At 62.1% G+C, this 23,118-nt stretch carries 16 protein-coding genes and 1 other RNA gene; 12 read left to right on the plus strand and 5 right to left on the minus strand.

Annotation, left to right across the window (positions count from 1 at the left end; translation table 11 throughout):
• Positions 1-12 precede the first annotated feature (12 nt).
• Together WDO70_03260 and WDO70_03265 are read right to left on the minus strand one after the other, a co-directional pair.
• Positions 13-1,107, minus strand: coding sequence for a GTP-binding protein (locus WDO70_03260; protein MEJ0062228.1), 1,095 nt, complete (start codon positions 1,105-1,107; stop codon positions 13-15).
• A 279-nt stretch (positions 1,108-1,386) separates the two neighbouring features.
• The gene (locus tag WDO70_03265; GenBank protein MEJ0062229.1) at positions 1,387-1,620 is read right to left on the minus strand and encodes a hypothetical protein; all 234 of its coding nucleotides are present in this window, start codon (positions 1,618-1,620) and stop codon (positions 1,387-1,389) included.
• Positions 1,621-1,630: 10 nt separating this feature from the next.
• Here WDO70_03265 and WDO70_03270 point away from each other — a divergent pair, with 10 nt between their 5' ends.
• Positions 1,631-3,253, plus strand: a complete 1,623-nt coding sequence (locus tag WDO70_03270; GenBank protein ID MEJ0062230.1) for a thermonuclease family protein — start codon at positions 1,631-1,633, stop codon at positions 3,251-3,253.
• Between the two features lie 30 nt (positions 3,254-3,283).
• Positions 3,284-3,847 (plus strand): transcription elongation factor GreB, encoded by a 564-nt coding sequence (greB, locus tag WDO70_03275; GenBank protein MEJ0062231.1) that lies wholly within the window; start codon positions 3,284-3,286, stop codon positions 3,845-3,847.
• Between the two features lie 28 nt (positions 3,848-3,875).
• On the opposite strand, the gene WDO70_03280 is transcribed toward greB, so the two are convergent.
• Together WDO70_03280 and rnpB are read right to left on the minus strand one after the other, a co-directional pair.
• Positions 3,876-4,883 (minus strand): ribonuclease III domain-containing protein, encoded by a 1,008-nt coding sequence (locus tag WDO70_03280; protein MEJ0062232.1) that lies wholly within the window; start codon positions 4,881-4,883, stop codon positions 3,876-3,878.
• 110 nt (positions 4,884-4,993) lie between these two features.
• Positions 4,994-5,376: RNase P RNA component class A (gene rnpB, locus WDO70_03285), an RNA gene on the minus strand.
• 201 nt (positions 5,377-5,577) lie between these two features.
• Here rnpB and WDO70_03290 point away from each other — a divergent pair.
• Positions 5,578-6,657, plus strand: a complete 1,080-nt coding sequence (locus WDO70_03290; GenBank protein MEJ0062233.1) for an OmpA family protein — start codon at positions 5,578-5,580, stop codon at positions 6,655-6,657.
• Positions 6,658-6,744: 87 nt separating this feature from the next.
• Here WDO70_03290 and pip read toward each other — a convergent pair whose 3' ends face one another.
• Positions 6,745-7,701 carry a prolyl aminopeptidase gene (gene pip, locus WDO70_03295; GenBank protein ID MEJ0062234.1) on the minus strand — a complete coding sequence of 319 codons (957 nt, stop codon included), beginning with the start codon at positions 7,699-7,701 and terminating at the stop codon, positions 6,745-6,747.
• A gap of 160 nt (positions 7,702-7,861) precedes the next feature.
• Here pip and WDO70_03300 point away from each other — a divergent pair, with 160 nt between their 5' ends.
• The 9 genes from WDO70_03300 (at position 7,862) to addA (ending at position 23,099) form a co-directional block, all read left to right on the plus strand.
• Positions 7,862-8,296, plus strand: coding sequence for a response regulator (locus WDO70_03300; GenBank protein ID MEJ0062235.1), 435 nt, complete (start codon positions 7,862-7,864; stop codon positions 8,294-8,296).
• An 8-nt stretch (positions 8,297-8,304) separates the two neighbouring features.
• A complete protein-coding gene (locus WDO70_03305; protein ID MEJ0062236.1) occupies positions 8,305-9,675 on the plus strand; it encodes a PleD family two-component system response regulator in 1,371 nt (456 codons plus the stop codon).
• 83 nt (positions 9,676-9,758) lie between these two features.
• On the plus strand, positions 9,759-10,049 hold the full coding sequence (locus WDO70_03310) for a hypothetical protein (GenBank protein MEJ0062237.1): 291 nt from the start codon (positions 9,759-9,761) through the stop codon (positions 10,047-10,049).
• Positions 10,050-10,054: 5 nt separating this feature from the next.
• Positions 10,055-11,650, plus strand: a complete 1,596-nt coding sequence (locus WDO70_03315) for a peptide chain release factor 3 (GenBank protein ID MEJ0062238.1) — start codon at positions 10,055-10,057, stop codon at positions 11,648-11,650.
• Positions 11,651-11,760: 110 nt separating this feature from the next.
• Positions 11,761-14,232, plus strand: coding sequence for a PAS-domain containing protein (locus tag WDO70_03320; GenBank protein ID MEJ0062239.1), 2,472 nt, complete (start codon positions 11,761-11,763; stop codon positions 14,230-14,232).
• A complete protein-coding gene (gene tsaE / locus WDO70_03325) occupies positions 14,229-14,699 on the plus strand; it encodes a tRNA (adenosine(37)-N6)-threonylcarbamoyltransferase complex ATPase subunit type 1 TsaE (GenBank protein ID MEJ0062240.1) in 471 nt (156 codons plus the stop codon). The genes WDO70_03320 and tsaE overlap by 4 nt, the downstream gene beginning before the upstream one ends.
• 335 nt (positions 14,700-15,034) lie before the next feature.
• Positions 15,035-16,756: a phosphotransferase gene (locus WDO70_03330; GenBank protein ID MEJ0062241.1), complete on the plus strand. Its 1,722-nt coding sequence runs from the start codon at positions 15,035-15,037 to the stop codon at positions 16,754-16,756.
• Complete coding sequence (addB, locus tag WDO70_03335; protein ID MEJ0062242.1) at positions 16,738-19,707, plus strand: double-strand break repair protein AddB; 2,970 nt, start codon at positions 16,738-16,740, stop codon at positions 19,705-19,707. The genes WDO70_03330 and addB overlap by 19 nt, the downstream gene beginning before the upstream one ends.
• Positions 19,704-23,099 (plus strand): double-strand break repair helicase AddA, encoded by a 3,396-nt coding sequence (addA, locus tag WDO70_03340; GenBank protein MEJ0062243.1) that lies wholly within the window; start codon positions 19,704-19,706, stop codon positions 23,097-23,099. Before addB ends, addA begins: the two co-directional genes overlap by 4 nt.
• Positions 23,100-23,118 lie beyond the last annotated feature (19 nt).

Below are 23,118 nucleotides of genomic sequence, written 5' to 3' on the forward strand. Positions count from 1 at the left end.
GCGCAGCCGCTTCTATGCGGCGCAACCCGCGAATCCGCTGCGCAGAGCGGCTTCGTCGAGTTCGCGGCCGATGAAGACCATGCGGCTGGATTTTTTCTCGCCTTCGCGCCATGGCCCGAGCGGGCTGCCGTCGAGCATCATATGTACGCCCTGCATCGCCATGCGGTTGGGATTGTCCTTGAAATGCAGGATGCCTTTATAGCGCAAAAGATCGGGCCCTTTGGAGGCGCGCAGCTCGCCCATCCATTCGTCGAACTTCGCCGCGTCGAGCGGCTTGTCTTCGTTCAGGGAAAGACTGGCGATCTTGCTGTCATGGATCGGATTCGCGTCGTGCTCATGATCGTGATGATGATCGTGCCCGCAATGTTCGTCGTGCACATGGCCATGCGCACAATGCTCGTCATGCACATGGTCGTGGCCGCAATGTTCGTCATGCACGTGATCGTGATCATGATGATGGCCGGATTCGAGAAATTCCGGCATCCGGGCGAGAATGCGCTCGAGGTCGAAGCTTCCCTGGTCGAGAATTTGATCGAGCGGCACCTGGCACCGTTCGGTGCGGATGATCTTGGCAAAGGCGTTGATCCTGCGGATCGCGCTTTCGACGGCTTGGAGCTCGCCGGGCGTCACCAGATCGGTCTTGTTGAGCAAAACGATGTCGGCGAAGGCGATTTGCTCTTCCGCTTCCTGGCTGTCCTTGAGCCGCAGCGGCAGATGGCGCGCGTCGGCGACCGCCACGATGCTGTCGAGCGCGGCGCGCGCGGCGACGTCCGGATCGGCGAAAAAGGTTTGTGCGACGGGCGCGGGAGCGGCAAGACCGGTGGTTTCCAGCAGAATGCCGTCGAATTTCTGCGAACGCTTCATCAGACCGCCGAGAACGCGGATCAAATCGCCGCGCACGGTGCAGCAGACGCAGCCGTTATTCATCTCGAAGATTTCCTCGTCGCTGTCGACGATCAGATCGTTGTCGATGCCGATTTCCCCGAACTCATTGACGATGACGGCGTATTTCTTGCCGTGCTGCTCAGAAAGGATGCGGTTGAGGAGCGTCGTCTTCCCCGCGCCGAGATAGCCGGTCAGAACGGTAACGGGTGTTTTCGCCTGCATATTTCTATCCTTGCTGGTACCTGTCGCGCGGCCGCGCTTATGCAGCCCTTATAGGTTTATCCTGCAAATGCCGCCATGGTTAATATGGTGATGCGATACAGGATTTTAATAGCTCGCCACCGGAAAATCGCGTATTTTGCAAAAAACCATAGGGATCATAACGTGAAATACGCCGTTCGTAAAATCCTGCTTTTGCCGGTCGCGTTACTCTGGATCGCGCCTGCTTTTGCCTTCGTCGATGACGCGCCGTTGCCGAAAAGCGCGCCGCGCATCAAGGTTTTACAGCAGAAGCTTGACGAAGAGGAAGCCCGCGGTAACCGCGTCGTTACCGGAACCGCGAGAATCATCGATGCGGAAAGAATCAAAATCGGCGATACCGAGGTCCGGCTGTTCGGCATCATCATGCCCCAGTTCGGCGCGCCCTATGGCATCGAGGCCCGCGCGGCGCTGGAGCGCGGCATGGCCGGCGGCGGCGTAAGCTGCCAAGTGATGGAGCGCGACCGGAATTTCCATTTACCTCGCCATATGCGGCACCGACAAAACCAGCGATATCGGCCTTTCCCTGTTGCAGCAGGGCGTAGCGACCGTTGCCCGGGGCACGGTGCAGCAGACCGATTACGCCGGCCCTTATCTGGCGGCCGAGAGCAAGGCCAAGGAGCAAAAGGTAGGCATGTGGGCGCCCCCAGCCCCGGCCGCCGAGGCCGAGAAGCCCGCTATGGCCGCTTCTGCCGCCACTGCGTCGGCATCCGCCGCCCAGCCGCCCGCCGAAACGCCGAAAACTTCGGTCGCGAATGTCCCGGCAGCCGCGCCGCCCAAGTCCGAGGTTGCCGCCGCCGACAAAGTCGGCAAAAATGATGTGTCCGACAAAGTCGGCAAAGATGACGCCGCCGACAAGGGAAGCAAAGATGTCGCCAGAGAGGCCAAGGATTCTCATATCAAGGACGGCAAGGACAAGAATGTTCCCGCCGCCGAAGAAGAAGTCATCGCCGATTCGTATATATCCGCCAACGCCGCCGTTTCGCCTCAGGAGCAGAACATGATGATCAGCTTGATGTGGTTTGCCGCTCTGGTTCCGGCCATGGCGATAATTTTGTTCGCGCTGGGGCAGATCGCGCTGCGCCGTTATGAGTATCGCAAGGAACGGCAGATTCTCGCGGCGGCGCTGCGCGGCGAGCTTATGGCCGCCAGGGCGATCTGCGCCACGCGGGCGGACATGATGGGCCAGGATTCCGATCCGGCGGCGGCGAGCGCCAAGATGGCGGCCATGTGGCCGCGCCTGCGCTCGGCGGTCTATCAGGCGCATGTCGGGCGCATCGGCCTGCTCGGCGCCGATCTTGCGCGGAAGCTGACCTCGCTCTACGGCCAGTTTTCCGATTACGCGCAATATCACGCGCCGCGCGCGGAAGGGCAGGGACAAAGAGGCGACGCCGCCAATATGCGGGAAACCTTGTTCACGCTCATCGATCATATCGAGGAAACGCTCGGCAATCTGCAACGCGTGGAAGTGACCGGCGTGGTGCCCCCGATGCTGCAGGGGGCGCGGCGCGTGGGCGCGGCGGCATTCCGCAGGGCGATCATTCCCACCGACAAGGAAATGGAACGCCTGGAATATGTCGAGGTCGAGATCGTCGAGGAGCCGGCGCAGGCGGAAGCGAAATCCGAGCCTGAAAAGCCTCAGCCGGAAAAGCTTCAGAATGCCGGGACGGCTGTTCCTCCCGCCGGACAAACCGCCGCATCGGAAAGCCTGAAATCGCCGGATGGCGCTTCGGACGGAAAAGCAATCGAGGACCAAAAATCGCCGAGCGAAAAGACGGACGAAAAAATCGCCAGCGCCACGGCGGCGCTCGCCAGCGTCATCGAAGACGGCGAAGCTTTGAAGGACGCTTTGAAGACTGGGATCGAGACCGCCGCAAAGGATGAGTCCAAGGCCGAGGGCAAAAACGCCGATATCGTAACGTCCCTGAAGCAGTCCGAGTTGAAGCTGGAAGAAAAAATCAAAGCCGATGCCGTATCGGAAAAATCGGACGCCCCGGTTAAATCAAAATCCGAGGCCAAGCCCGATGCCAAGACGGTTTCCGAGCCGGAGCCGAAGCCGGAATATTACGATTTCCGCAGCCAGGCGGTGAACATCGCCAAGACGGGTTAGCTCGCGGGCGCACCCGCAGAGTGCAGAAAAATGAGCAAAGCCTTCACGAAAGAAAGCGACGCGGGCGACGATGCGGCGGAGCTTGACGAGCCCGACGCGCTTCCCGCCGGCCGCAAGAATTACATGACGCCGCGCGGCTTCGCGGCGATGCAGGACGAATTGCGAATCCTGCTGCGCGAAGAACGTCCGAAGATCGTCGAAATCGTCTCATGGGCGGCGGGCAATGGCGACCGTTCGGAAAACGGCGATTATATATACGGCAAGAAAAGGCTGCGCGAGATCGACCGGCGCGTCCGGCATCTCACCAAAAGGCTGGAGAGCGCCGAGGTCGTCGATCCCCGGATGCAGAAAAACCGCGACCGGGTATTTTTCGGCGCGACCGTAAGCTATGCGCGCGAAAACGGGGAGGAGCGCACGGTCACGCTGACCGGCATGGACGAAGCCGATCTGGCGGCGGGAAAAATCAGCTGGATTTCTCCCGTGGCGCAAGCCCTGCTGAAACGCGGCGTCGGCGATATGGCGACGTTCCGCACCCCCGCGGGCGAAGAGGCCGTCGAAATCCTGTCGATTGAATATGAAGCGGCGGAAGATTGAGTTCGACCGCACTTCCGCAAGAGACGCGTCAGGTCGGCTGGTGCTTGAGAGCCGTTGCCGCGCTTGCCGAGGCGTCAGCGGCGGGGCGTGTTATCTCGGGTGCAGCGGGAGCTATGCTGTTCAATATCGGTTGCCACATGCGGCGGACGCAAGCGTAGGCTTTTTCGGGATCGCTCCGGTAAAGCTGCGCGGCCATCATTGCGAGAAATTTTTGTGTATTGGAGGGATCGTCGGCGATGGCGTCGATTTTTTCCATAAGAGGGTCGTCCGGATCATACGTGCCGGAGCCGATCCTCTTGACCCTTAGCCCGATCTGACTCATGGCGCCTGGGCTTGTGAGGCGTTTTATTTTTTCGTGAAGCTCTGGGGTGGATGCTGCGGGGAAAAGATCGATCAATTTGTCGGTCAACGCAAATGCTATGATTCTTTCACCCAGGAATTCCGATTTCATATATTGGAGGGCCGCCCACCGCTCCCGCGTTATGCCCTGCGATTCAGCCCAGGCAGCCATTAATTCCTCATGATCGGGCAGCCGGGGCAGAGGGCTGTCCTGATTCTTGAATTCCTGCCAATGCATGCGCAGAAAGACCTTGGCCGCGCCCATACCGCCATCGCGATAGAGCGCGCCGATCAAGGCTTCGGCCGCGTCGGCGAACACATGATAGCTGCCGACGTCGGTGTCTGGAGCGTACTGGGATGGGTGGATGTGGTTTCCCACGCTCATCAAGCTGTCGAGCTCAAGATCCAGGGCGATACATTTAAGACGGTAATTGGAGATACAATGCTTGTACTGCTTTTCGAATTTGACGGATGAAAGCCATGGCGAAGTTTCGATTGTCTCGGATGCGACTGCCAGATTGAGAACCCTGTCGCCCAGGAATTCCAACTTCTGGAAAGCCGTACCGTTTTGCCGTGCGCGGTGATGGGAGGAATGAACCAGCGCATCCGCCAAAAGCTGGTGGTCGGCGAAGCGATGGCGGTGATGGACGCCAGCGCTTCGATCTTGTCCTTCGGAAAGACCATCGTCTTCAGCCATAACGGCCTCATATCCATTCGCAATATTATCGGTGCGGCGAAATATCAGCCGCTCCGTCGATCATTGATAATTGGTATCATCTTGAAAAGCAAATAGGTTTATTCCGTAAATTCGTCAGATGGCCTGTAAGCCGGGTTCTGTCCCCGCGCGTCCTGCGCGGGGATAACCATTCATCTGGGACGGCCGTTGCCGGACGCCTCGTGCAGCCTACCCGAGCGGTAATGCGGGAAACATCTGCGGCTTGCGCCGCAAACCGCTCCTATTCGGCCTTGCTTCCGGTGGGGTTTTCCATGCCGCCTCCGTTGCCGGAGGCGCGGTGCGCTCTTACCGCACCATTTCACCCCTTACCTGCCGTTTTAAGGCGGCAGGCGGTTAGATTTCTGTGGCACTATCCGTGGGTCCGCCCCAGCCGGACGTTATCCGGCACCGTTTCCCGTGAAGCCCGGACTTTCCTCCCCGCCGGTTAAGGCAGAGCGGTTATCCGGCCATCTGACGGACACACGCTATCATGTAAATTTACCATAAGCAAAGCCACAATCGTTGCAGAATCGGCACAGTTGGCAAGTTTCCAGATTTTTGGCTGTCCGAAGCGCGGGAATAATATTACTTTTATGCGCAACCGGTGCTATATCCCACACCAGCCCCGACACCGGTTTTTCTATTACTTCAATTATATCTCCAGGGAGTCCACACTATGACCAGTTTGCGCGTTTTCGGCCTTACGGTTTCGGCGCTCGCGCTTCTCGCGGCGCCTGCTCATGCCGCCGCCAAATACATCCATGAAGGCCCCTATGTCGGCCTCGGCGCGGGCGTGACCATTCCGATGGAAGACGAAATCGAGTCGAAGACCGGCTTGCCGCCGCACAAGCTCAGCTTCGATCCCGGCCCCGCAGTTCATGGCCAGGCCGGTTATGCGTGGGGCAACGGCCTGCGCACCGAACTGGAACTCGGCTACAGCATGGCCGATTTCGACAAGAGCACCAATCCCTTCGGCAATCCCGCTTTGGGCGCTTCGGGCGACTACAGCGTGTTCAACGCCATGGCGAATTTGTTCTATGACATGGACATCAACTGGTTCCTTACGCCCTATGTCGGCCTTGGCGTCGGCTATGGCCATATCTGGGGCAACGGTCTGACCGTCGCAGGCAGCCCGACGACTTCCGTCGGCGCGACCGATGGCGACGCCGGAAATTTCGCCTATCAGGCGATTGGCGGTTTCTCGTATGAATTCGCCGGACATTGGGCCGCGACGCTCGATTACCGCTATCTTTCGACGCTCAATGTCGATTTCGGCAACATGAAGTCGGAATACAGCTCGCACAATATCCTGGCCGGGATCCGCTATCATTTCGATGCGCCCACGCCGCCAGCCCCGCCGCCGGCTCCGGCTCCCGTAGCCCCGGTTCCCGTCGCTCAGCCGATAGCTCCGGCAATCGCGAACACGTACATGGTGTTCTTCGATTTCGACAAATCGACGCTGACGCCGGAAGCCAAGAACATCCTGGCCTCGGTCGCCGCCGACTATAAGAAGGGCAAGCATGTCAGCGTCAACGTGACCGGCCATGCCGATCGCGCGGGCAAGGACACCTATAACCAGAAGCTTTCCGAGCGCCGCGCCAAGTCGGTGAAGGCCGAGCTGATCCGTCTCGGCTTGCCGACCGGCGGCATCGCGACCAAGGGGCTGGGTGAAACCACGCCGCTGGTGCAGACCGCCGATGGCGTTCGCGAAGCTCAGAACCGCCGCGCCGAAATCGTTCTCGACGCCGGTCAATAATTCGCCGCGAAAAACGGTATAATAATATCAGCCCCTCTTTCCGCGATAGCGGGAAGAGGGGTTTTTATTTTTATAGGGGGGCGTTTTCTATTCCCGGATATTCTTGAACCGTTCCGTCGCGGCGACCAAGGCGCGGCGGATGCCGGGCTCCAAGGCTGAATGACCCGCGTCGGGAATAATACGAAAATCGGCCTCCGGCCAGGCGCGATGCAGATCATGGGCGGTCGCCGCAGGGCATATGACGTCATAGCGGCCCTGCACGATCACGCCGGGAATTTTCCTGATTTTGCTGATGCCGTCCAGCAGCTTCGCAGGCGGCGCAAATTGATTATGCGCGAAATAATGCGCTTCGATGCGGGCGATGGCGAGATCATGGGGGTCGTCGGTTCCGCCGCGCTGCGCAGCGGTTTCGTCGGGCATCAGGCAGGCGCAGGCGCGTTCGTAGCGCGCCCATATCCGCGCCGCCGGGTGATGCGCCGCCGGATCGGGATGGTTGAGCAGTTCAAGATAGGCCGCGAGAAGATCATGCCGCCGCGCCGGCGGAATATGAGCCGCGAATTTCTCCCATTGATCGGGAAAAATATTGCGGATGCCGTAAAGAAACCAATCGATCTCGGCGGGCCGCATCAAAAATATGCCGCGCAGAATCAGCCCCAGGCAACGGTCGGGATGGGCCTGGGCGTAAGCAAGGGCCAGCGTGCTGCCCCATGAGCCGCCGAACAGGTGCCAGCGCGCGACGCCTCGATGCGCGCGCAGCTTTTCCATGTCGCCGACCAGAAGCTCCGTGGTATTTTGCCGCGTCTCGGCCAGCGGTCGCGAGCGTCCCGCGCCGCGCTGATCGAACAGGATAATCCGGAAAGCCTGGGGATCGAAAAAGCGCCGGTGCCCTTCGCGCGCGCCCGCGCCGGGACCGCCATGCAAAAATACCACCGGGACGCCTCGCGGATTGCCGCATTCCTCCCAATACAGGGTATGCAGATCATCGACGGGCAAAAAGCCCGTGGCATAGGGGGCGAGCGGGGGAAACAAATCTCGGCTGGTCATAAGCGATGGCTTTTACCACGGACGGAACGGGTAAGGCACTATAATATAATGGTTTTGCGGCGCGCCCGGCAGGCAGCCGCCGGGCCAGACTCTAACTAATTCTTAACCGCCCTGCGCGATGTTAGGAAAGTACCCAATAACAGAAAATTTTCCTGATTCCATGGCAGAACACGGCGATCAAAATTCCGGGCAAAGCTTCGGAGAAAATTCCGGCGCGGCAACTGACGCGCCCCCAAAATGCATCCTGATTGTCGAGGACAACGAGCTTAATATCAAGCTGTTCCGCGACCTTCTGCAGGCGCATGGCTATCAGACCATGCAGACCAAGGACGGGCTCGAGGCGCTGCAAATGGCGCGGGCCAGAAGGCCCGATCTCATCCTGATGGATATCCAATTGCCGGAAGTCTCCGGCCTCGAAGTTACGCGCTGGCTCAAGCAGGACGACGAGCTCAAGTCGATTCCGGTCATCGCGCTTACGGCCTTCGCCATGCGGGGCGACGAGGAAAAAATCCTTGCCGGCGGATGCGACGGCTATCTTCCCAAGCCGATTTCGGTCGGCAAATTGCTCGCCACCGTCAAGCAGTTTCTGTCATAGGCTAGAGCATGTCGGGACGCATCCTGGTCGTCGATGACAATCCGCTGAATGTCAAGCTGCTCGCCGCGCGCCTGACCCGCGAATACTACGCCGTCGTGACGGCGGGCTGCGGCGCGGACGCGCTCGCGCTCGCCTTCAAGGAGCCGCCGGACCTTGTTCTGCTCGATGTCATGATGCCGGATATCGACGGCTATGAAGTCTGCCGCCGGCTGCGCGCCGACGCCCGCACCCGCCATGTGCCGGTGATTATGGTCACGGCGCTTTCGGATATCGAAGACCGCATTAAAGGGCTCGAAGCGGGCGGCCAGGATTTTTTGACCAAGCCGATCCAGGACACCGCACTGCTCGCCAGGGTGCGGTCGCTGCTTCGGCTCAAGATGGTCATGGATGAGTGGCGCTTGCGCCAGAATACCAGCAACAGTTTGGGGGTGGAGGCGGGGAAATTCGACGAAGACGTCGATATAAGCGCGCCAAGCGTGCTGGCCGTCATCGACGACATGCTCGAACTCGATCAGGTGCGCGCGGCGCTTGCGCCGCTTGGCGCGCATCTGACTCAGGTCGCCACGACGGCCGAAGCCGCCAAGGAGGCGGCGCTTAAACAGAACTACGATCTCGCGATCTGCTCGCTGACCTTGCGCCAGGATGACGGGCTTCGCATCTGCCCCGAATTGCGGGGGCAGGAGAAAACCCGCTATCTGCCTATCCTTTTGCTCGGAGATCAGGCCGACCAGGAGCGCGTGGCGCGCGGCCTCGATCTCGGCGCCAACGATTACCTGCTGCGCCCGATCGAAAGCGTGGAGCTGGCGGCGCGGGTCGGCAATCAGGTGCGCTTCCGGCGCTCCTATGAGCGGCTGAAGCAGAGTTATGAGCAAAGCCTGTCCCTTGCGCTGACCGATCCGCTGACCGGCGTGTTTAACCGGCGCTATTTCGATTATCACTTGCCGCAGCTTCTGCGGCGCTGTTTCGAAGTCAACAAAACCCTGGGGCTGCTCGTGATCGACGCGGATCATTTCAAAAGCGTCAATGACCGTTTCGGCCACGACGCCGGCGACAAAGTGCTGCAAGAGCTGGCGCTGCGGCTGCTTAACAATCTCCGGCCTTCGGATTTCGTGGCCCGTTACGGGGGCGAGGAATTCGTCGTCGTGCTTCCCGAGACCGATTCTCCCACGGCGCAGAGCATCGGCGAGAGATTATGCGAGGCCGTCGGGAAGGTTCCTTTTGTTTTGCCCGACCCGCATGGCGAGCAGATCGTCACGATCAGCATCGGCGGGGCGATCATGCGCGCCAACGAAACGCCCGCCGATCTGTTCAAGCGCGCCGACCGGGCGGCCTATGGCGCCAAGCAGGCGGGGCGCGACCGGGTGGTCTTCTCGCCATGAATTTTTCATGCTATAAAACGCGCATGATCATTTGTCTGCCAGCACTCGTTCTTTTGCTCTGGGCCCCGGCGGCGCAGGCTCAAATGCCTCTGCCGCCGCCGGCAGACGGCTATTACGATACCTATGGCCGCGATCCGGATGAAGGAAGGAGGCCGGAGGCCGACATGGTCAGCAAGCATGAGGCCGACCTCACGCGCCCGTATGTGCCGAGCGACAATGGCCATCCCGAATTCATGATGCCGCCCGACGCGCCTCCGCCCTTGCGGTCCGATATGATCGAAAAGTCGAACGACTATTACGGCGACGACATGGTGCCCCCGGTTCGCGAGGGGAAGAAGCCGCCGATGTATAAGCATTTTGAAGAACCGAAATAGCCACGATGACCAGCGGCCTTTCGCCTATCATCGCCCGGCGGCGCACGTTCGCCATCATCGCGCATCCCGACGCGGGCAAGACCACGCTGACTGAAAAACTGCTGCTGTTCGGCGGCGCGATCCAGCTGGCGGGTGCGGTCAAAGCGCGCGGCGAGCAGCGCCGGGCGCGCTCCGACTGGATGAAGGTCGAGCGCGAGCGCGGCATTTCCGTCTCCGCCTCGGTCATGAGCTTCGATTACGCCGATTGCAGCTTCAACCTCGTCGATACGCCAGGCCACGAGGATTTTTCCGAGGATACCTATCGCACGCTGACCGCCGTCGATAGCGCGGTCATGGTAATCGACGCCGCCAAGGGCATCGAGACCCAGACGCGAAAACTGTTCGAGGTCTGCCGGTTGCGCGACGTGCCGATCATGACTTTCGTCAACAAGATGGACCGCGAGGCGCGCGATCCGTTCGATCTGATGAGCGAGATCGAGCAGACTCTGGCGCTCGACGTCACGCCCGCGAGCTGGCCGATCGGCATGGGGCGCGATTTTCGCGGCTGCTACGACCTGATCAACGACCGGCTGATCCTGATGTCCCGCAGCAGCGGCAGCCGCGTCGACGAAGGCATCGCCTGCCACGGCCTGAACGATCCCAAGATCGACGAATTGCTCGGCGCCGAGATCGCGCGGAAACTGCGCGACGACGTGGAAATGGCGCGCGGCTTATGCAAGCCGTTCGACCGGGAAAGCTATCTCGAAGGCCATATGACGCCGGTTTATTTCGGCTCGGCGGTCAATAATTTCGGCGTGCGCGAGCTTTTGGGCGGACTTGCCGCCTATGCGCCGCCGCCGCGCCCGCAGCCCGCCGACAAGCGCACCGTGGCGCCTGACGAAGCGAAGCTCACCGGTTTTGTGTTCAAGGTGCAGGCCAATATGGACCCGCAGCACCGCGACCGGATCGCTTTCGTGCGGCTGTGTTCCGGCCATTTCAAGCGCGGCATGAAGCTGACGCATGTGCGCGCGGGCAAGCAGATGGCGGTCAACAACGCCGTGCTGTTCCTGGCGCGGGAGCGCGAACTCGCCGAGGACGCCTATGCGGGCGACATTATCGGCATTCCCAATCATGGCGCGCTGCGTATCGGCGACAGTCTGACGGAAGGCGAGGCGCTGCGTTTCACCGGCGTGCCGAGCTTCGCGCCGGAACTGATGCAGCGGGCGCATATCGGCGATCCGCTGAAGATGAAGCATCTGCGCCGCGCGCTGGAGCATTTCGCCGAGGAGGGCGCGAGCCAGGTCTTCAAGCCGATGACCGGCGCCGAATGGGTGGTGGGCGTCGTCGGGCCTTTGCAGTTCGAGGTGCTGGCGGCGCGCATCGCCGCTGAATACGGGCTTCCGGCGCGGTTCGAGAGCGCCGGAGTCGAGGCCGCGCGCTGGGTCGGCGCGGACGATCCGGTTTTGCTCAAGGATTTCGCCGAGAAACAGCGCGGCAGCCTCGCCGAAGACCATGACGGCGCGTTGGTCTTCCTGGCGCGCAATGCCTGGCATCTCAACAAAACGGTCGAGGAAAATCCCGGCATCCGCTTCGCCAAGACGCGAGAGCAGTTTACGGCCTAAAACAGGCCCTTGGACATGGAAATAGTCGCGTATGGCCGCCCTATTAACCAAACCATAACTAAACCGTCGTTATTTGGATGATCCGCTTTTTATAAGCTATTGTATCTCCTATGATGCCTTTCGTTTCCCATCATATCGCCCGGCTTGGGGTCATGGCGCTGGTGCTCGCGATCCTGGTTGCGATCGGCGCGGCTGCCGGCGCGTGGGGCGCCACCGCGGCGGCGATTTTCGCCCTTCTGACGACCGGGGGAGTGACGTTTCTTCTGCTTTTCCTGCATCGCGATTTTAGCCGCCAAAAAACCGCTGTCGCCGTCGCGCGGGATACATTAAGCCGCCATGACGCGATTTTCTCCACCCTCGACGCCGGCTGGTGCCTGTTCGATGCCGATGGCCTGCTGCTGGCGTCGCAGGGATTCGAGACGCTGGTGCCGGGACGGCAATTAAAGCATTTCGACGATCTGGTCGCGGCCATCGATCATACCGGCAGCCTAGTCGAGCAGTTCCGCAAGCTGCAGCAGACCGGACGCGGCTTCGAGTTGACCCTATGCACGATGGACGATCACAAGACTTTCATCCTGCGCGGGCGCCGCCATCCGGAGCAGGGCGCGGGGGCGCTTTACAATATCATCCATATGCGCGACGTCACCGCCGCCGCCGTCGCGGAAAATGCCGCGGAGACGCGCCAGCGGGCGGAAGCCGCGCGCACCGAAGCTTTGCATAGCGCTCTTGACGCGCTGGATTTCCCGCTCTGGATTCGCGACAGAGAACTGCGTCTTTCCTGGTGCAACGCGGCTTACGCCCGATGGTGCGACGCGCCGCGCGACGCCGTGCTGGCGAAGCAGATCGAACTGATGCCGCAACAAGGTGCGCGCGGCGGCGGCAGGGATCTTGCCATGCGCGCGGCGGTCGCTCCCGCCGCCGTTCGGGAACGGCGGCATATGGTGGTCGACGGCGCGCGGCACCTTATCGAATGCGCCGAGCGCCGGACCGGCGATGCGGCGGGCGATTTTCATATGCTCGGCGCGGCGCAGGATGTGACGGCTGTCGAGGAGAAGGAAGGCGAACTCGCGCGGCATGTCGCCGCCCAGCACGAGGTTCTGGAGAGTCTGGGCACGCCGATCGTGATCTATGACGCCGATCAGCGCTTGGCCTTTTATAACCGCGCCTATGTCCGGCTGTGGGACATCGACGAGAGTTTTCTGGCGCTCAAGCCGACTTTCGGAGAAATCCTGGAGGATTTGCGCGCCCGCCGCCGCATGCCGGAGCAAGTCGATTTCCCGCGCTATAAGCGCGACCGGATGTCGCTCTTCACGTCGCTGATCGAGCCGCGCGAGGACATGCTGCATCTGCCCGACGGCATGACGCTGCGCGTCGTGGCGGTGCCGCATCCGCTGGGTGGCCTCATGTTCATGCATGAAGACGTGACCGACAAGCTGGCGCTCGAATCATCGTATAACACGCTGATCGCCGTGCAGCGCGAGACGCTCGACAATCTTGCCGAGGGCATCGCCGTGTTCGGCGCCGACGGCAGGCTGAAACTGTTCAATCCCGCCTTCGAGCGCATCTGGCAGCTGTTGCCGGAAGAGCTTCGCGACGAGCCGCATGTCAACGAGCTGGTCGAGAAGATGAAGAAGATGGCCAGCGCCGAGCGCTGGGCGGAGTTCCGCCGCGACATGATCGGCTTCGCGTTGGAGCGCGCGCCGCGCAGCGGACGGATGCAGCGCGCCGACGAAACGATCATCGCCTTCAACACCGTGCCGCTGCCCGACGGCGCCATGCTCAACAGCTTCATCGACGTGACGGATTCGACCCGCGTGGAACAGGCGCTGCGCGCCAGCAACGCGGCGCTCGCCGCGGCGGACCGGCTGAAATCGGAATTCGTCGCCAACGTCTCCTATCAGCTTCGTACGCCGCTCAACACCATCATGGGTTTCGCCGAGATTCTCGCGAACCAGTATTTCGGTACGCTCAACGAGCGGCAGCTCGAATACGCCAAGACCATGATGGAATCGAGTAAGCGGCTCAAGCTGCTGATCGACGACGTGATCGATCTCGCCATCATCGACGCCGGACGCATGACGCTGACCCGCCGCCGCTCCGAGATCGTGCCGCTGCTTCAGTCGGTCGCCGGAATGCTGGGCGAATGGGCGCGGCAGCAGTCCTTGGAGCTCGTCATCGACGCCGAGCCGGGTATCGGCTATTTCGACGTGGACGAGAAGCGCATCAAGCAGGTTCTCTTTAATCTCGTCAGCAACGCCATTCAATACACCCCGCCGGGCGGGCGCATCACCCTCATGGCGCGGCGCGACGGCGTCCGCATCGATCTCAGCGTCGCCGATACCGGCATCGGCATTCCGCAGCAGGATCAGGACCGCATCTGGCTCAAATTCGAGCGCAGCAACGCCCAGGCGCGGCAAAGCGGGGTCGGGCTTGGCCTTTCGCTGGTCAGGAATTTCATCGAGTTGCATGGCGGCGAAGTCAGGATCGAAAGCCAAATTAATCAAGGCACCAAGGTCAGCTGCATGATTCCGATTCATGCGCCTGTGTCCTCCCAGGCCGCCGTGGCGCAGGCCGGTGAATGACGGCGGCGGCGATATGGCGCGCGCACCGGCCGCTGCCTGACATCCAGGCGACGGAGGCGCTGGGCGAGACGCTGGCGCGTCACTTGCTTCCAGGGGACGTCATCGGCTTGTCCGGCGAATTAGGCGCGGGAAAATCCGTGCTGGCCAGGGCCGTCATTCGCGCTTTGGCGGGCGCAGACGAGATCATACCCAGCCCCAGTTTCACCCTGGCTCAGCACTACCAATCCCCCTGGGGCGTGATCACGCATTTCGATTTATACCGCCTGACGAATCCCGGAGAAATTTTCGAGCTTGGTTTTGAAGATGCCGGAGACGGCATTACTCTTGTCGAATGGCCGGAGCGGGCCGGGCCTTATCTGCCGCCTGCCATGCTGACGATTCACCTTCATGAGACGGACGAAACCGGTCGCGGCGCGGTCATTTCCGGCGCGGCCTTCTGGGGCGAGAGGCTTGGCGGGATTTTGTAGTCTTATATCCCTAGCCATCGGCGCAGACGCAGGAGGGCCAGAGGGAGGCGTTTCGGCGCTTTCTTTGGGAGAGCGTATTTCGGCGTGGCCAGAATTTGTTTCTCCCGTATCTGGGCGCTTCTAAGGGCTCTCGCCTTGGCTATTTCCAGAGTATTCTCGGCCATGATCCGACCCTCAAAAATCGATTCTCAAAATATCTCCTATTATGAGGGCATAATTATTTAGAACTAAATAAAGCGATAAATTTCCCTGTATTTGGCAAACATTCTATTTACCAAATTAGAGGCGAAGGCGGCAGTAGCGGAGCCGGACGCGATCCGCTATCTTCACGGATCATGAACCAAAACATAGCTGCTTTTCTCGCTGAACATGGTTGGCCGGAAGCCCAGGCGCGGCCTTTTCCCGCCGATTGGTCGGCGCGGCGTTACGCGCGCTTGACCCGCGCCGGACAGGAGCTTGCAAGCGCGGTTTTGATGCAGGCCGAGCCGAATGCGGATTTTTTTGGCTTTATCCGCGTCGCAGGAATTTTGCGGGGTCTCGGCGCTTCGGCGCCGGAGATTTATGCCGCCGATACCGCGCAGGGGTTTCTTCTGCTGGAAGATTTCGGCGAACGTAATTTCGGGCGCATGATCGACGGCGGCGCGGACGCCGTGCCTTTGCTGCGGCGCGGGGTAGAGGCGCTGGCGGAAGTGCAGCGGCGCTTCGCGGTTCCCGAAAACGCCGGAGATTTGCCGCGCTACGATACCGCGCGCTTCATCGATCTTTTGTCGCCGCTGATCGAGAATTTCCCCCATGCCGATCCCGCCGCCGCGCGCGCCGCTCTGGCCGAAGCATGGACGAAGATTCTCGCGCCTGTCGGGGCGCAGCCGCAAAGCCTGATGCTGCGTGATTTCATCGCCGACAATCTGATGGATTTGCCGTCCCGCGCGGGATGGAAATCGGTCGGCTTGCTCGATTTCGAGCTGGCGGGCATCGGTCCTATCGCTTATGACGTCGCGTCCCTGACCGAACAGGTGCGCCGCGATCTTCCCGAGGAAGCGCGGAACAAGATTGTCGCGCATTATCTTGCGCTCCGTCCGGAACTGGACAAGGAAGAATTCATGGCCTCGGTCGCGGTCATGAGCGCCCAGCGCCATGCGAGGATTTTCGCCCGCTTGTACAAGATGAACAAGCCGGAATTTCTCGAACGCTCGCATAGCCATTTGCGCCGGCTGCTGGCGCTGCCGGAACTCGCCCCGGCGCGCGGCTGGTTCAAAAATTTTCTGCCGGATTATTTTCCGCCGCTCGCGCCGAAATTTGCGACGCCCTCCAAAAAGCAAATTCCCCATACTGCCATCGTGCTGGCGGCGGGCTATGGCAGGAGAATGATGCCCCTGACGGCGACGACGCCGAAGCCTCTGCTGACGGTCGGCGGCAAGGCCATGCTCGATCACGCCATCGACCGGCTGCGGCAGGCGGGGGTAGAGCGCATCGTCGTCAATGCAGGTTATCTTGGCGAGCAGATCGCCGAACATCTGGCGCGCCGCGATCCCGATATCATCGTTTCGCGAGAGGCCGAACCGCTGGAAACCGGCGGCGGCGTGAAGCACGCGCTGCCATATCTCGGCAGCGATCCGGTCTATGTCGTCAACGCCGATCTGCCGTGGCAGGATTCGGCGCTGCCCGCGCTCGAAAATCTGCGGCTGTATTGGGACGCCGCCAAGCAGGATATCCTGCTGCTGGTCATGCAAAAGGAGCGCGCGCTCGGCTTCGGCGGGCCAGGATTGGAAGTCCGGGGCGATTTCGATGTCATGCCGGACGGCCAATTGCGGCGGCATCATCATGAGCCTCCCTACAGCCATGTTTTTATCGGCGCGCAGATCGTGAAGCCGCAGCTTTATCAGGCGGTGGAAGCCGAGATTTTCTCCAACAATATCCTGTTCGACCGCGCCGAGGCGTCGGGGCGGCTCCACGGCTGCGTTCATGACGGCGGCTGCTATCACGTCGGCACGCCGGAGGATTTGCGCCGGGCCAATGAGTTGCTGAGTTCGGGACAAGGATGGGTCCTGAAACCTTGACCGGGATTTTTACCATTCCTTCCGGAGCGGATTTCGCGGCCAGCCTGGCGGGCGGGCTGCTGGCGGATTCGCAGGCGCGGCGCGTTCCGCTGGCCGATTATCTTATCCTGCTGCCGACCCGCAGGGCGGGACGCACGCTGCGCGAGGCGTTCATCGCGGAAAATAACGGCGCGGCCATGCTGCTGCCGCGCTTGCAGCCGCTCGGCGATCTCGATCCCGAAGAGCTCACATTCGCCGAAACGGCGGCGAATATCGGCGGCCAGGATATTCCGCCCGCCGTCGCGCCGCTGCGCCGTCAGTTTCTTTTGGCGGGAGAGCTGCGGCGTCACGACGCCGCGCTTTCCGCCGACGGCGCATGGCTGCTCGCGGGATCGCTCGCCGCGCTGCTTGACGAAGCGCAGACGCATGGGCTCGATTTCGCGGGCTTGGATAAAATCGTGCCGGACGAGCTTGCGGAACATTGGCAGGACGTGCTGCGCTTTCTACATGTCGTGACCGAGCGCTGGCCCGCGATGCTGGCGGCGACGGGCATGATCGACCCCGTCGTGCGGCGCAATCTTTTGCTCGAACGGCAGGCGGCGCTGTGGGAGGCGCATCCGCCGGATTTTCCGGTGATCGCGGCGGGATCGACCGGGTCTATTCCCGCCACGGCTGAACTGTTGCGCGTCGTCGCGCATATGCCGCCGGGCGCGGTCGTTCTCCCCGGCCTCGATGTGGAATGCGATGCCGAAAGCTGGGATGCCGTAACGGCGGCGCATCCGCAGCACGGCATGAAATCGTTGCTCGAAAAAATCAGCGTCGAAAGGCGGCATGTCGAAATATGGTCCGGCGGCAGTATCCATAACGCGGCGCGCGCCGGGTTGTTGCAGGCCGCGCTCGCGCCCGCCGAAAGTTCATCAAGCTGGCGGCAGTCCGGCCACAAACCAATATCTTCCGATGCGTTCGGCGGACTGGCGTTATGCGAATGCGAAACCACCGAGGAAGAGGCACGCACGATCGCGCTGATGCTGCGTGCGGCTTTGGAGACGCCGAAGCGCACCGCGGCGCTGGTGACGCGCGACCGCCTTCTTGCCGAGCGCGTCGCGGCGCAGATGCGCCGCTGGGATATCGAGATCAACGATTCCTCGGGACGGAGCCTGGCGGCGACTGCTTGCGGCGGTTTTATGTCCTTGATACGGGCGGCGGCGGAACCGGATGCCAGCGGCGTGGATTTTCTCGCCTTGCTTAAACATCCTTTGGCGGCGCTCGGCTACGATACGATGGCATGCCGCGATCTGGCGCGCCTCGCCGAACACCGGCTGTGGCGCGGCAGGCGGCTGCGCGGCGCGCCGGAGATTCACGCGCGGACGCTGGAGGAATTGAACTGGAAAGGCGATGCCGGAGAACGCCAGGCCATCGCCGAAATACTGGGCAGGCTCGACCGCGCCTTGCATCCCCTGACAGCGCTGCTGCGCGGCGAATCCGCTCCGCTTGCCGAATTGCTGGGGGCGCATATCGGCGCGGCGGAAGCCGTTGCCGCCGACGCCCATGAGAGCGGCGCGGCGCGCTTATGGAAGCATGACGACGGCGATGCCGCCGCAGCGCTATTGCATGAGCTCGCGGTATCCGCCGGGGACTTTACGCTGCCGGGCGGCGATTACGCCGCGCTGTTCGATATGATGCTGGCGGCGCAAAGCGTGAGGCCGAAATACAGCCTGCATCCGCGCCTCAGCATTCTCGGTCCGCTGGAGGCGCGCATGATCCGCGCCGATCTCGTGATCCTCGGCGGCATGAATGAGGATTCCTGGCCTGGCGCCGCCGCCGTCGATCCCTTCATGTCGCGCCCGATGCGCCGCCAATTCGGCCTGCCGGAGCCGGAAGCGCATGTGGGGCAGGCCGCGCATGATTTCGTCCAGCTTGCCAGCCAGGGCGAGATCGTCGTCACCCGCGCCCGCCGCGCGGGCGGGCAACCCGCCGCGCCGTCGCGCTTTCTGCTGCGGCTCGAAACCCTGCTGAAGGCGCTCGGGCATGAGTCCGTGCCGCCGCCGCGCGAGCCATGGATCGATTGGGCGCGCAAAATGGACAGGCCGCAAGCGGTGGCGGCGATGAATCCGCCTTGCCCGAAACCGCCCGCCGGACTGCGCCCGAAAAGATTTTCCGTCACCGAAATCGGTAATTGGCGGCGCAATCCCTATGGTTTTTACGCCAGGCGGGTTTTGCGGCTCAAGCCGCTCGGCGACCTCGATCCGGATTTCGGCGGCGCGGATCACGGGATCGTCATTCACGGCTTGCTGCAACAATTCATCGCCGATCATATGCGGGATTTTCCCCCACCTGAGGAAGCGGCGACGGAACTGATGCGGCGAGGCGAGGGCGCTTTCGCGCTGCTGCGCGATCAGCCTGCCGCTTTCGCCCTGTGGTGGGCGAGATTCGAGAATTCCGCCCGCTGGTTCGCCGAGACGGAATATCGCCGCCGCGCGGACGCGAAACCTCTCGCCACCGAAGCCGAAGGCGTCATGCGCTGGACTCTGGACGGGGCGGGTTACGAGCTGACCGGGCGCGCCGACCGGATCGATCTGCAAAGCGGCGGCTCGTCGATCATCGACTATAAAACCGGGCGCGTGCCGTCCGGCAGGGAAATCGAAGCAGGCTATGAGCCGCAATTGCCGTTGCTGGCGGCGATGGCGGCGAATGGCGCGTTTCCTGATATTCAAACGCGCCATGTCGCCGCGCTCGCTTACTGGAAACTGACGGGGCGCGAATCCGGCGGCGAGATTGCGCTGCTCAAAGCGCCGGAGGAGCTTATGGCGCGGGCGCGCGCGATGCTGGACGATACGGTGCGAAGCTTCGCCGATGCCGCGATGCCGTATCTCGTCACGCCGCAGCCGCGCTATGTGCCGGGCCATGACGATTACCGCGATCTCGGGCGGATCGACGAATGGGGCCTGGCCGCGGGGGATGGCGAAGCATGAGCAATAGCGCGGAACAACTGGCGGCGCTGGCGACGAAGCGCCAGATCGAGGCTTCCGATCCCGATGTTTCCGTCTGGGTCTCGGCGTCGGCGGGATCGGGCAAGACCAAGGTGCTGATCGACCGTTTCGTGCGGCTGCTGCTGGCCGGAAACGGGCCGCAGCATATTCTCTGCCTGACCTATACCCGCGCGGCGGCGGCGGAAATGGCGGAGCGGGTGATGCGGCTGCTCGGCGACTGGACGATCTGCGGCGAGGAGGAATTGGTTCAGGCGCTTGGCGCGCTGACCGGCGATACCGACGAGGCGGCCATCGACCGGCTGATCCCGCGCGCGCGCCGCCTGTTCGCCGCCGCGCTCGATTGTCCCGGCGGCTTAAGGATCAAGACGTTCCACGCTTTCGCGCAGGAAGTGCTGGCGCGCTTTCCGATCGAGGCGGGAATCGCGCCGCACTTTAAGCTGCTGGAAGAAGGCGACGCGGCGGCGATGCGCGACGCGTCGCTGGAGCAGGTGCTGGCCAACATGCCGCAAGACGAGATGCTGCATCAGGCGTGGCGCACATTGGTCGGCGCGTTCGATAGCGAGGCGATCACCGACTTGCTGCGCCATGCGCTGCATGAGCGCGGCAAGCTCGACGCCGCCATGCGGCGCTACGGCAATATCGACGGCTTGCAGCAGGCACTACGCGGCCAGCTGCGCCTGCCGCCGGAACAGACGGCCGACGATGTCTTACGTGAGGCTTGCGGCGGCGAAACCGCGCCGCTTGCGCTGCTGAAGCGCGTCATCGGGTTATATCGCGAGAATGGCGGCAAAACCGCCCTGGACATGGCGGCGCGGCTGGAAGAGTGGTTCGGCTTGCCGCCGCAGGAACGCGCCGCGAATTTCGAAGTCTATTGTTCTTTTTTCTTCACCGACAAGGGTGAGATCAGAAAAAAACTTCTTCCCGGCAAGCTGGCGGAAAACCATGGCGATATTCAGGAAGCTCTCGTCATCGAAGCGGAACGCATTCACGTTGCGCGGCAAAGGCTCCAGTCGCTGCGCCGCATCGAGCTGACGGGCGCGATCCTGACACTCGGCGGCGCGCTACTCGCGGAGTACAGGCGGCGCAAAGACCGCGCCGCCGCGCTGGATTTCGACGACGTGATCGACAAGACCGCCGCGCTGCTGCATGCGCCCGGCAAGGCGGAATGGGTGCTGTGGAAGCTCGATGGCGGCATCGATCACATCATGATCGACGAAGCGCAGGACACCAGCCCGGCGCAATGGGCGATCATCAAGGCGCTGACCGAGGAATTTTTCGCGGGCAAGGGCGCGAAGGATAAAAAACGCACCTTGTTCGTCGTCGGCGACGAGAAACAATCGATCTATAGTTTTCAGCATGCCGATCCCGCCATGTTCCAGGCGATGCGATATTATTTCTCGCAGCGCGCCGCGCTCCGGGAAATCGCGCTGAATGTCTCGTTCCGTTCCGCGCCCGCCATTCTTCGCGCCGTCGACCGGGTGTTTTCCGGGCAGGCGGCAGCGGGGGTGAGCGCCGAAGCTGTCCAGCATTTCGCCGAGCGTCAGGAAGCGTCCGGCCATGTCGAATTATGGCCGGTGCTGGCGGCGGCGAAGAGCGGCGATGATGACGAGGCGTGGACGCCGCGCACGGCGTATGAATTTGCCGAGGATTCGCATGTCGAACTCGCGGGCAGGATTGCCGCGCGGATCGGCGAATGGAAGGCGCAGGGCGTTCCTCCGGGCGATATTCTGATTCTGGTGCGGCGGCGCAACGAATTGGTATGGGCGCTGGTGCGCGCGCTCAAGGAACGCGCGATCCCCGTTTCTGGTCTCGATCGCATGAAACTTCTAGAACAGATCGGCGTGCGCGATCTGCTCGCGGTCATGCAGTTCGCGCTCGCGCCGGAGGACGATCTCAATCTCGCCTGCGTGCTGCGCGGGCCGCTGACCGGCATGGATGAAGCGACGCTGGAATCCTTGTGCCATGGGCGCGAGGGCAGCCTGTGGCAGGCGCTGCGCGCCGCCGCGCCGGAAAACCCCAAGATTCAAAGCTATGCCGCGTGGCTGGCCGAATGTTTGGGCCTCGCGGACTGGATCACGCCTTACGCCTTTCTGGCGCGGATTCTGCAGATGCCTTGTCCGGCGGCGCTTTCCGGGCATATGGCGCTGGCCGCGCGGCTTGGCGCGGATGTTCTCGATCCCATCGATGAACTGCTCAACCGGGCGCAGGATTTCAGCCATGAACATGCGCCGTCGCTGCAGAATTTCCTGCAGCGGATGCGGCGCGACGAAAGCGAGATCAAGCGCGAACTCGGCCGTGGCGCGGGAGAGGTGCGGATCATGACCGTCCATGCCGCAAAGGGGCTGGAAGCGCCGATCGTGATCCTGCCGGATAGCTGCGCGCCGCCGCGCACGCTGGATGCCGCGAAATTGCAATGGGATGCCGAGACCAAGCTTCCTTATTATATCGGCGGCGCGCAGGCCGAGCGCGACGATCATGCCGAAGAGCTTCTCGCCCGCGCTCATGGCGCGGCGATGGCGGAATACAGGCGGCTGCTTTACGTCGCGCTGACCCGCGCGCGCGACCGGCTTTATATTTTCGGTCATCGCGGCAAGAAGGCTTCGCCGGGCGGCAACTGGCATGAATTGATCCGGGGCGCGCTTGCGCCCGATGCGGCGGAAACGCCCGATGCGCCGCTGGTGGTCATGGACGATCCGAACGCGGCGGCGGAAGAAGACCGGCAAAAGATCGCCGCGAAAATCGAAGCGCCACCCTTGCCCGAATGGCTGCGCCGCGCCGCGCCGGCTGAATCTTTGCCGCGCCATTTAAGCCCGTCGCGGCTGGGAGCCGATGACAGCGCGGCGGCCAGTCCGGCGCGCGGCGCGCAGGGCGGCGCTTTCGCGCGCGGACGGATTTTGCACCGGCTGCTGCAATATCTTCCGGCCATGCCGGAAGCGGCGCGGGAATCGGCGGCGGAAAGATTCCTGGATCGGCAATGCGGCATCATCGATCCGGCGGATCGCGCCGCGCATCTTGCCGAGGTCATGCGGATCATCGGCGATCCCGCTTATGCGCCATTATTCGCCGAGGGCAGTTACGCCGAAGTGCCTATCGCCGGAATGATCGACGATGCAACCGTGAGTGGGCAAATCGACCGGCTCGCTCTTGCGGGGGACGAAATATGGATCGTCGATTATAAAACCAATCGCCCGCCGCCCGCCGACGAATCCGGCATTCCCATGCCCTACCGGCGGCAGATGGCGGCCTATAGAACGCTGGTGCAGCAAATTTATCCCGGAAAAAAAACGCGCTGTTTCCTGCTCTGGACTTATCAGGCGAGGATCATGGAAGTGCCCGAAGATGCCATGGCGCAGCTTGACCTGGAAGCGGCATAAGCTGCATAATCACATAGTC

The sequence above is a fragment of the Alphaproteobacteria bacterium genome, from assembly GCA_037200005.1.
Classification (GTDB): Bacteria; Pseudomonadota; Alphaproteobacteria; order UBA9219; family RFNS01; genus JBBCGY01.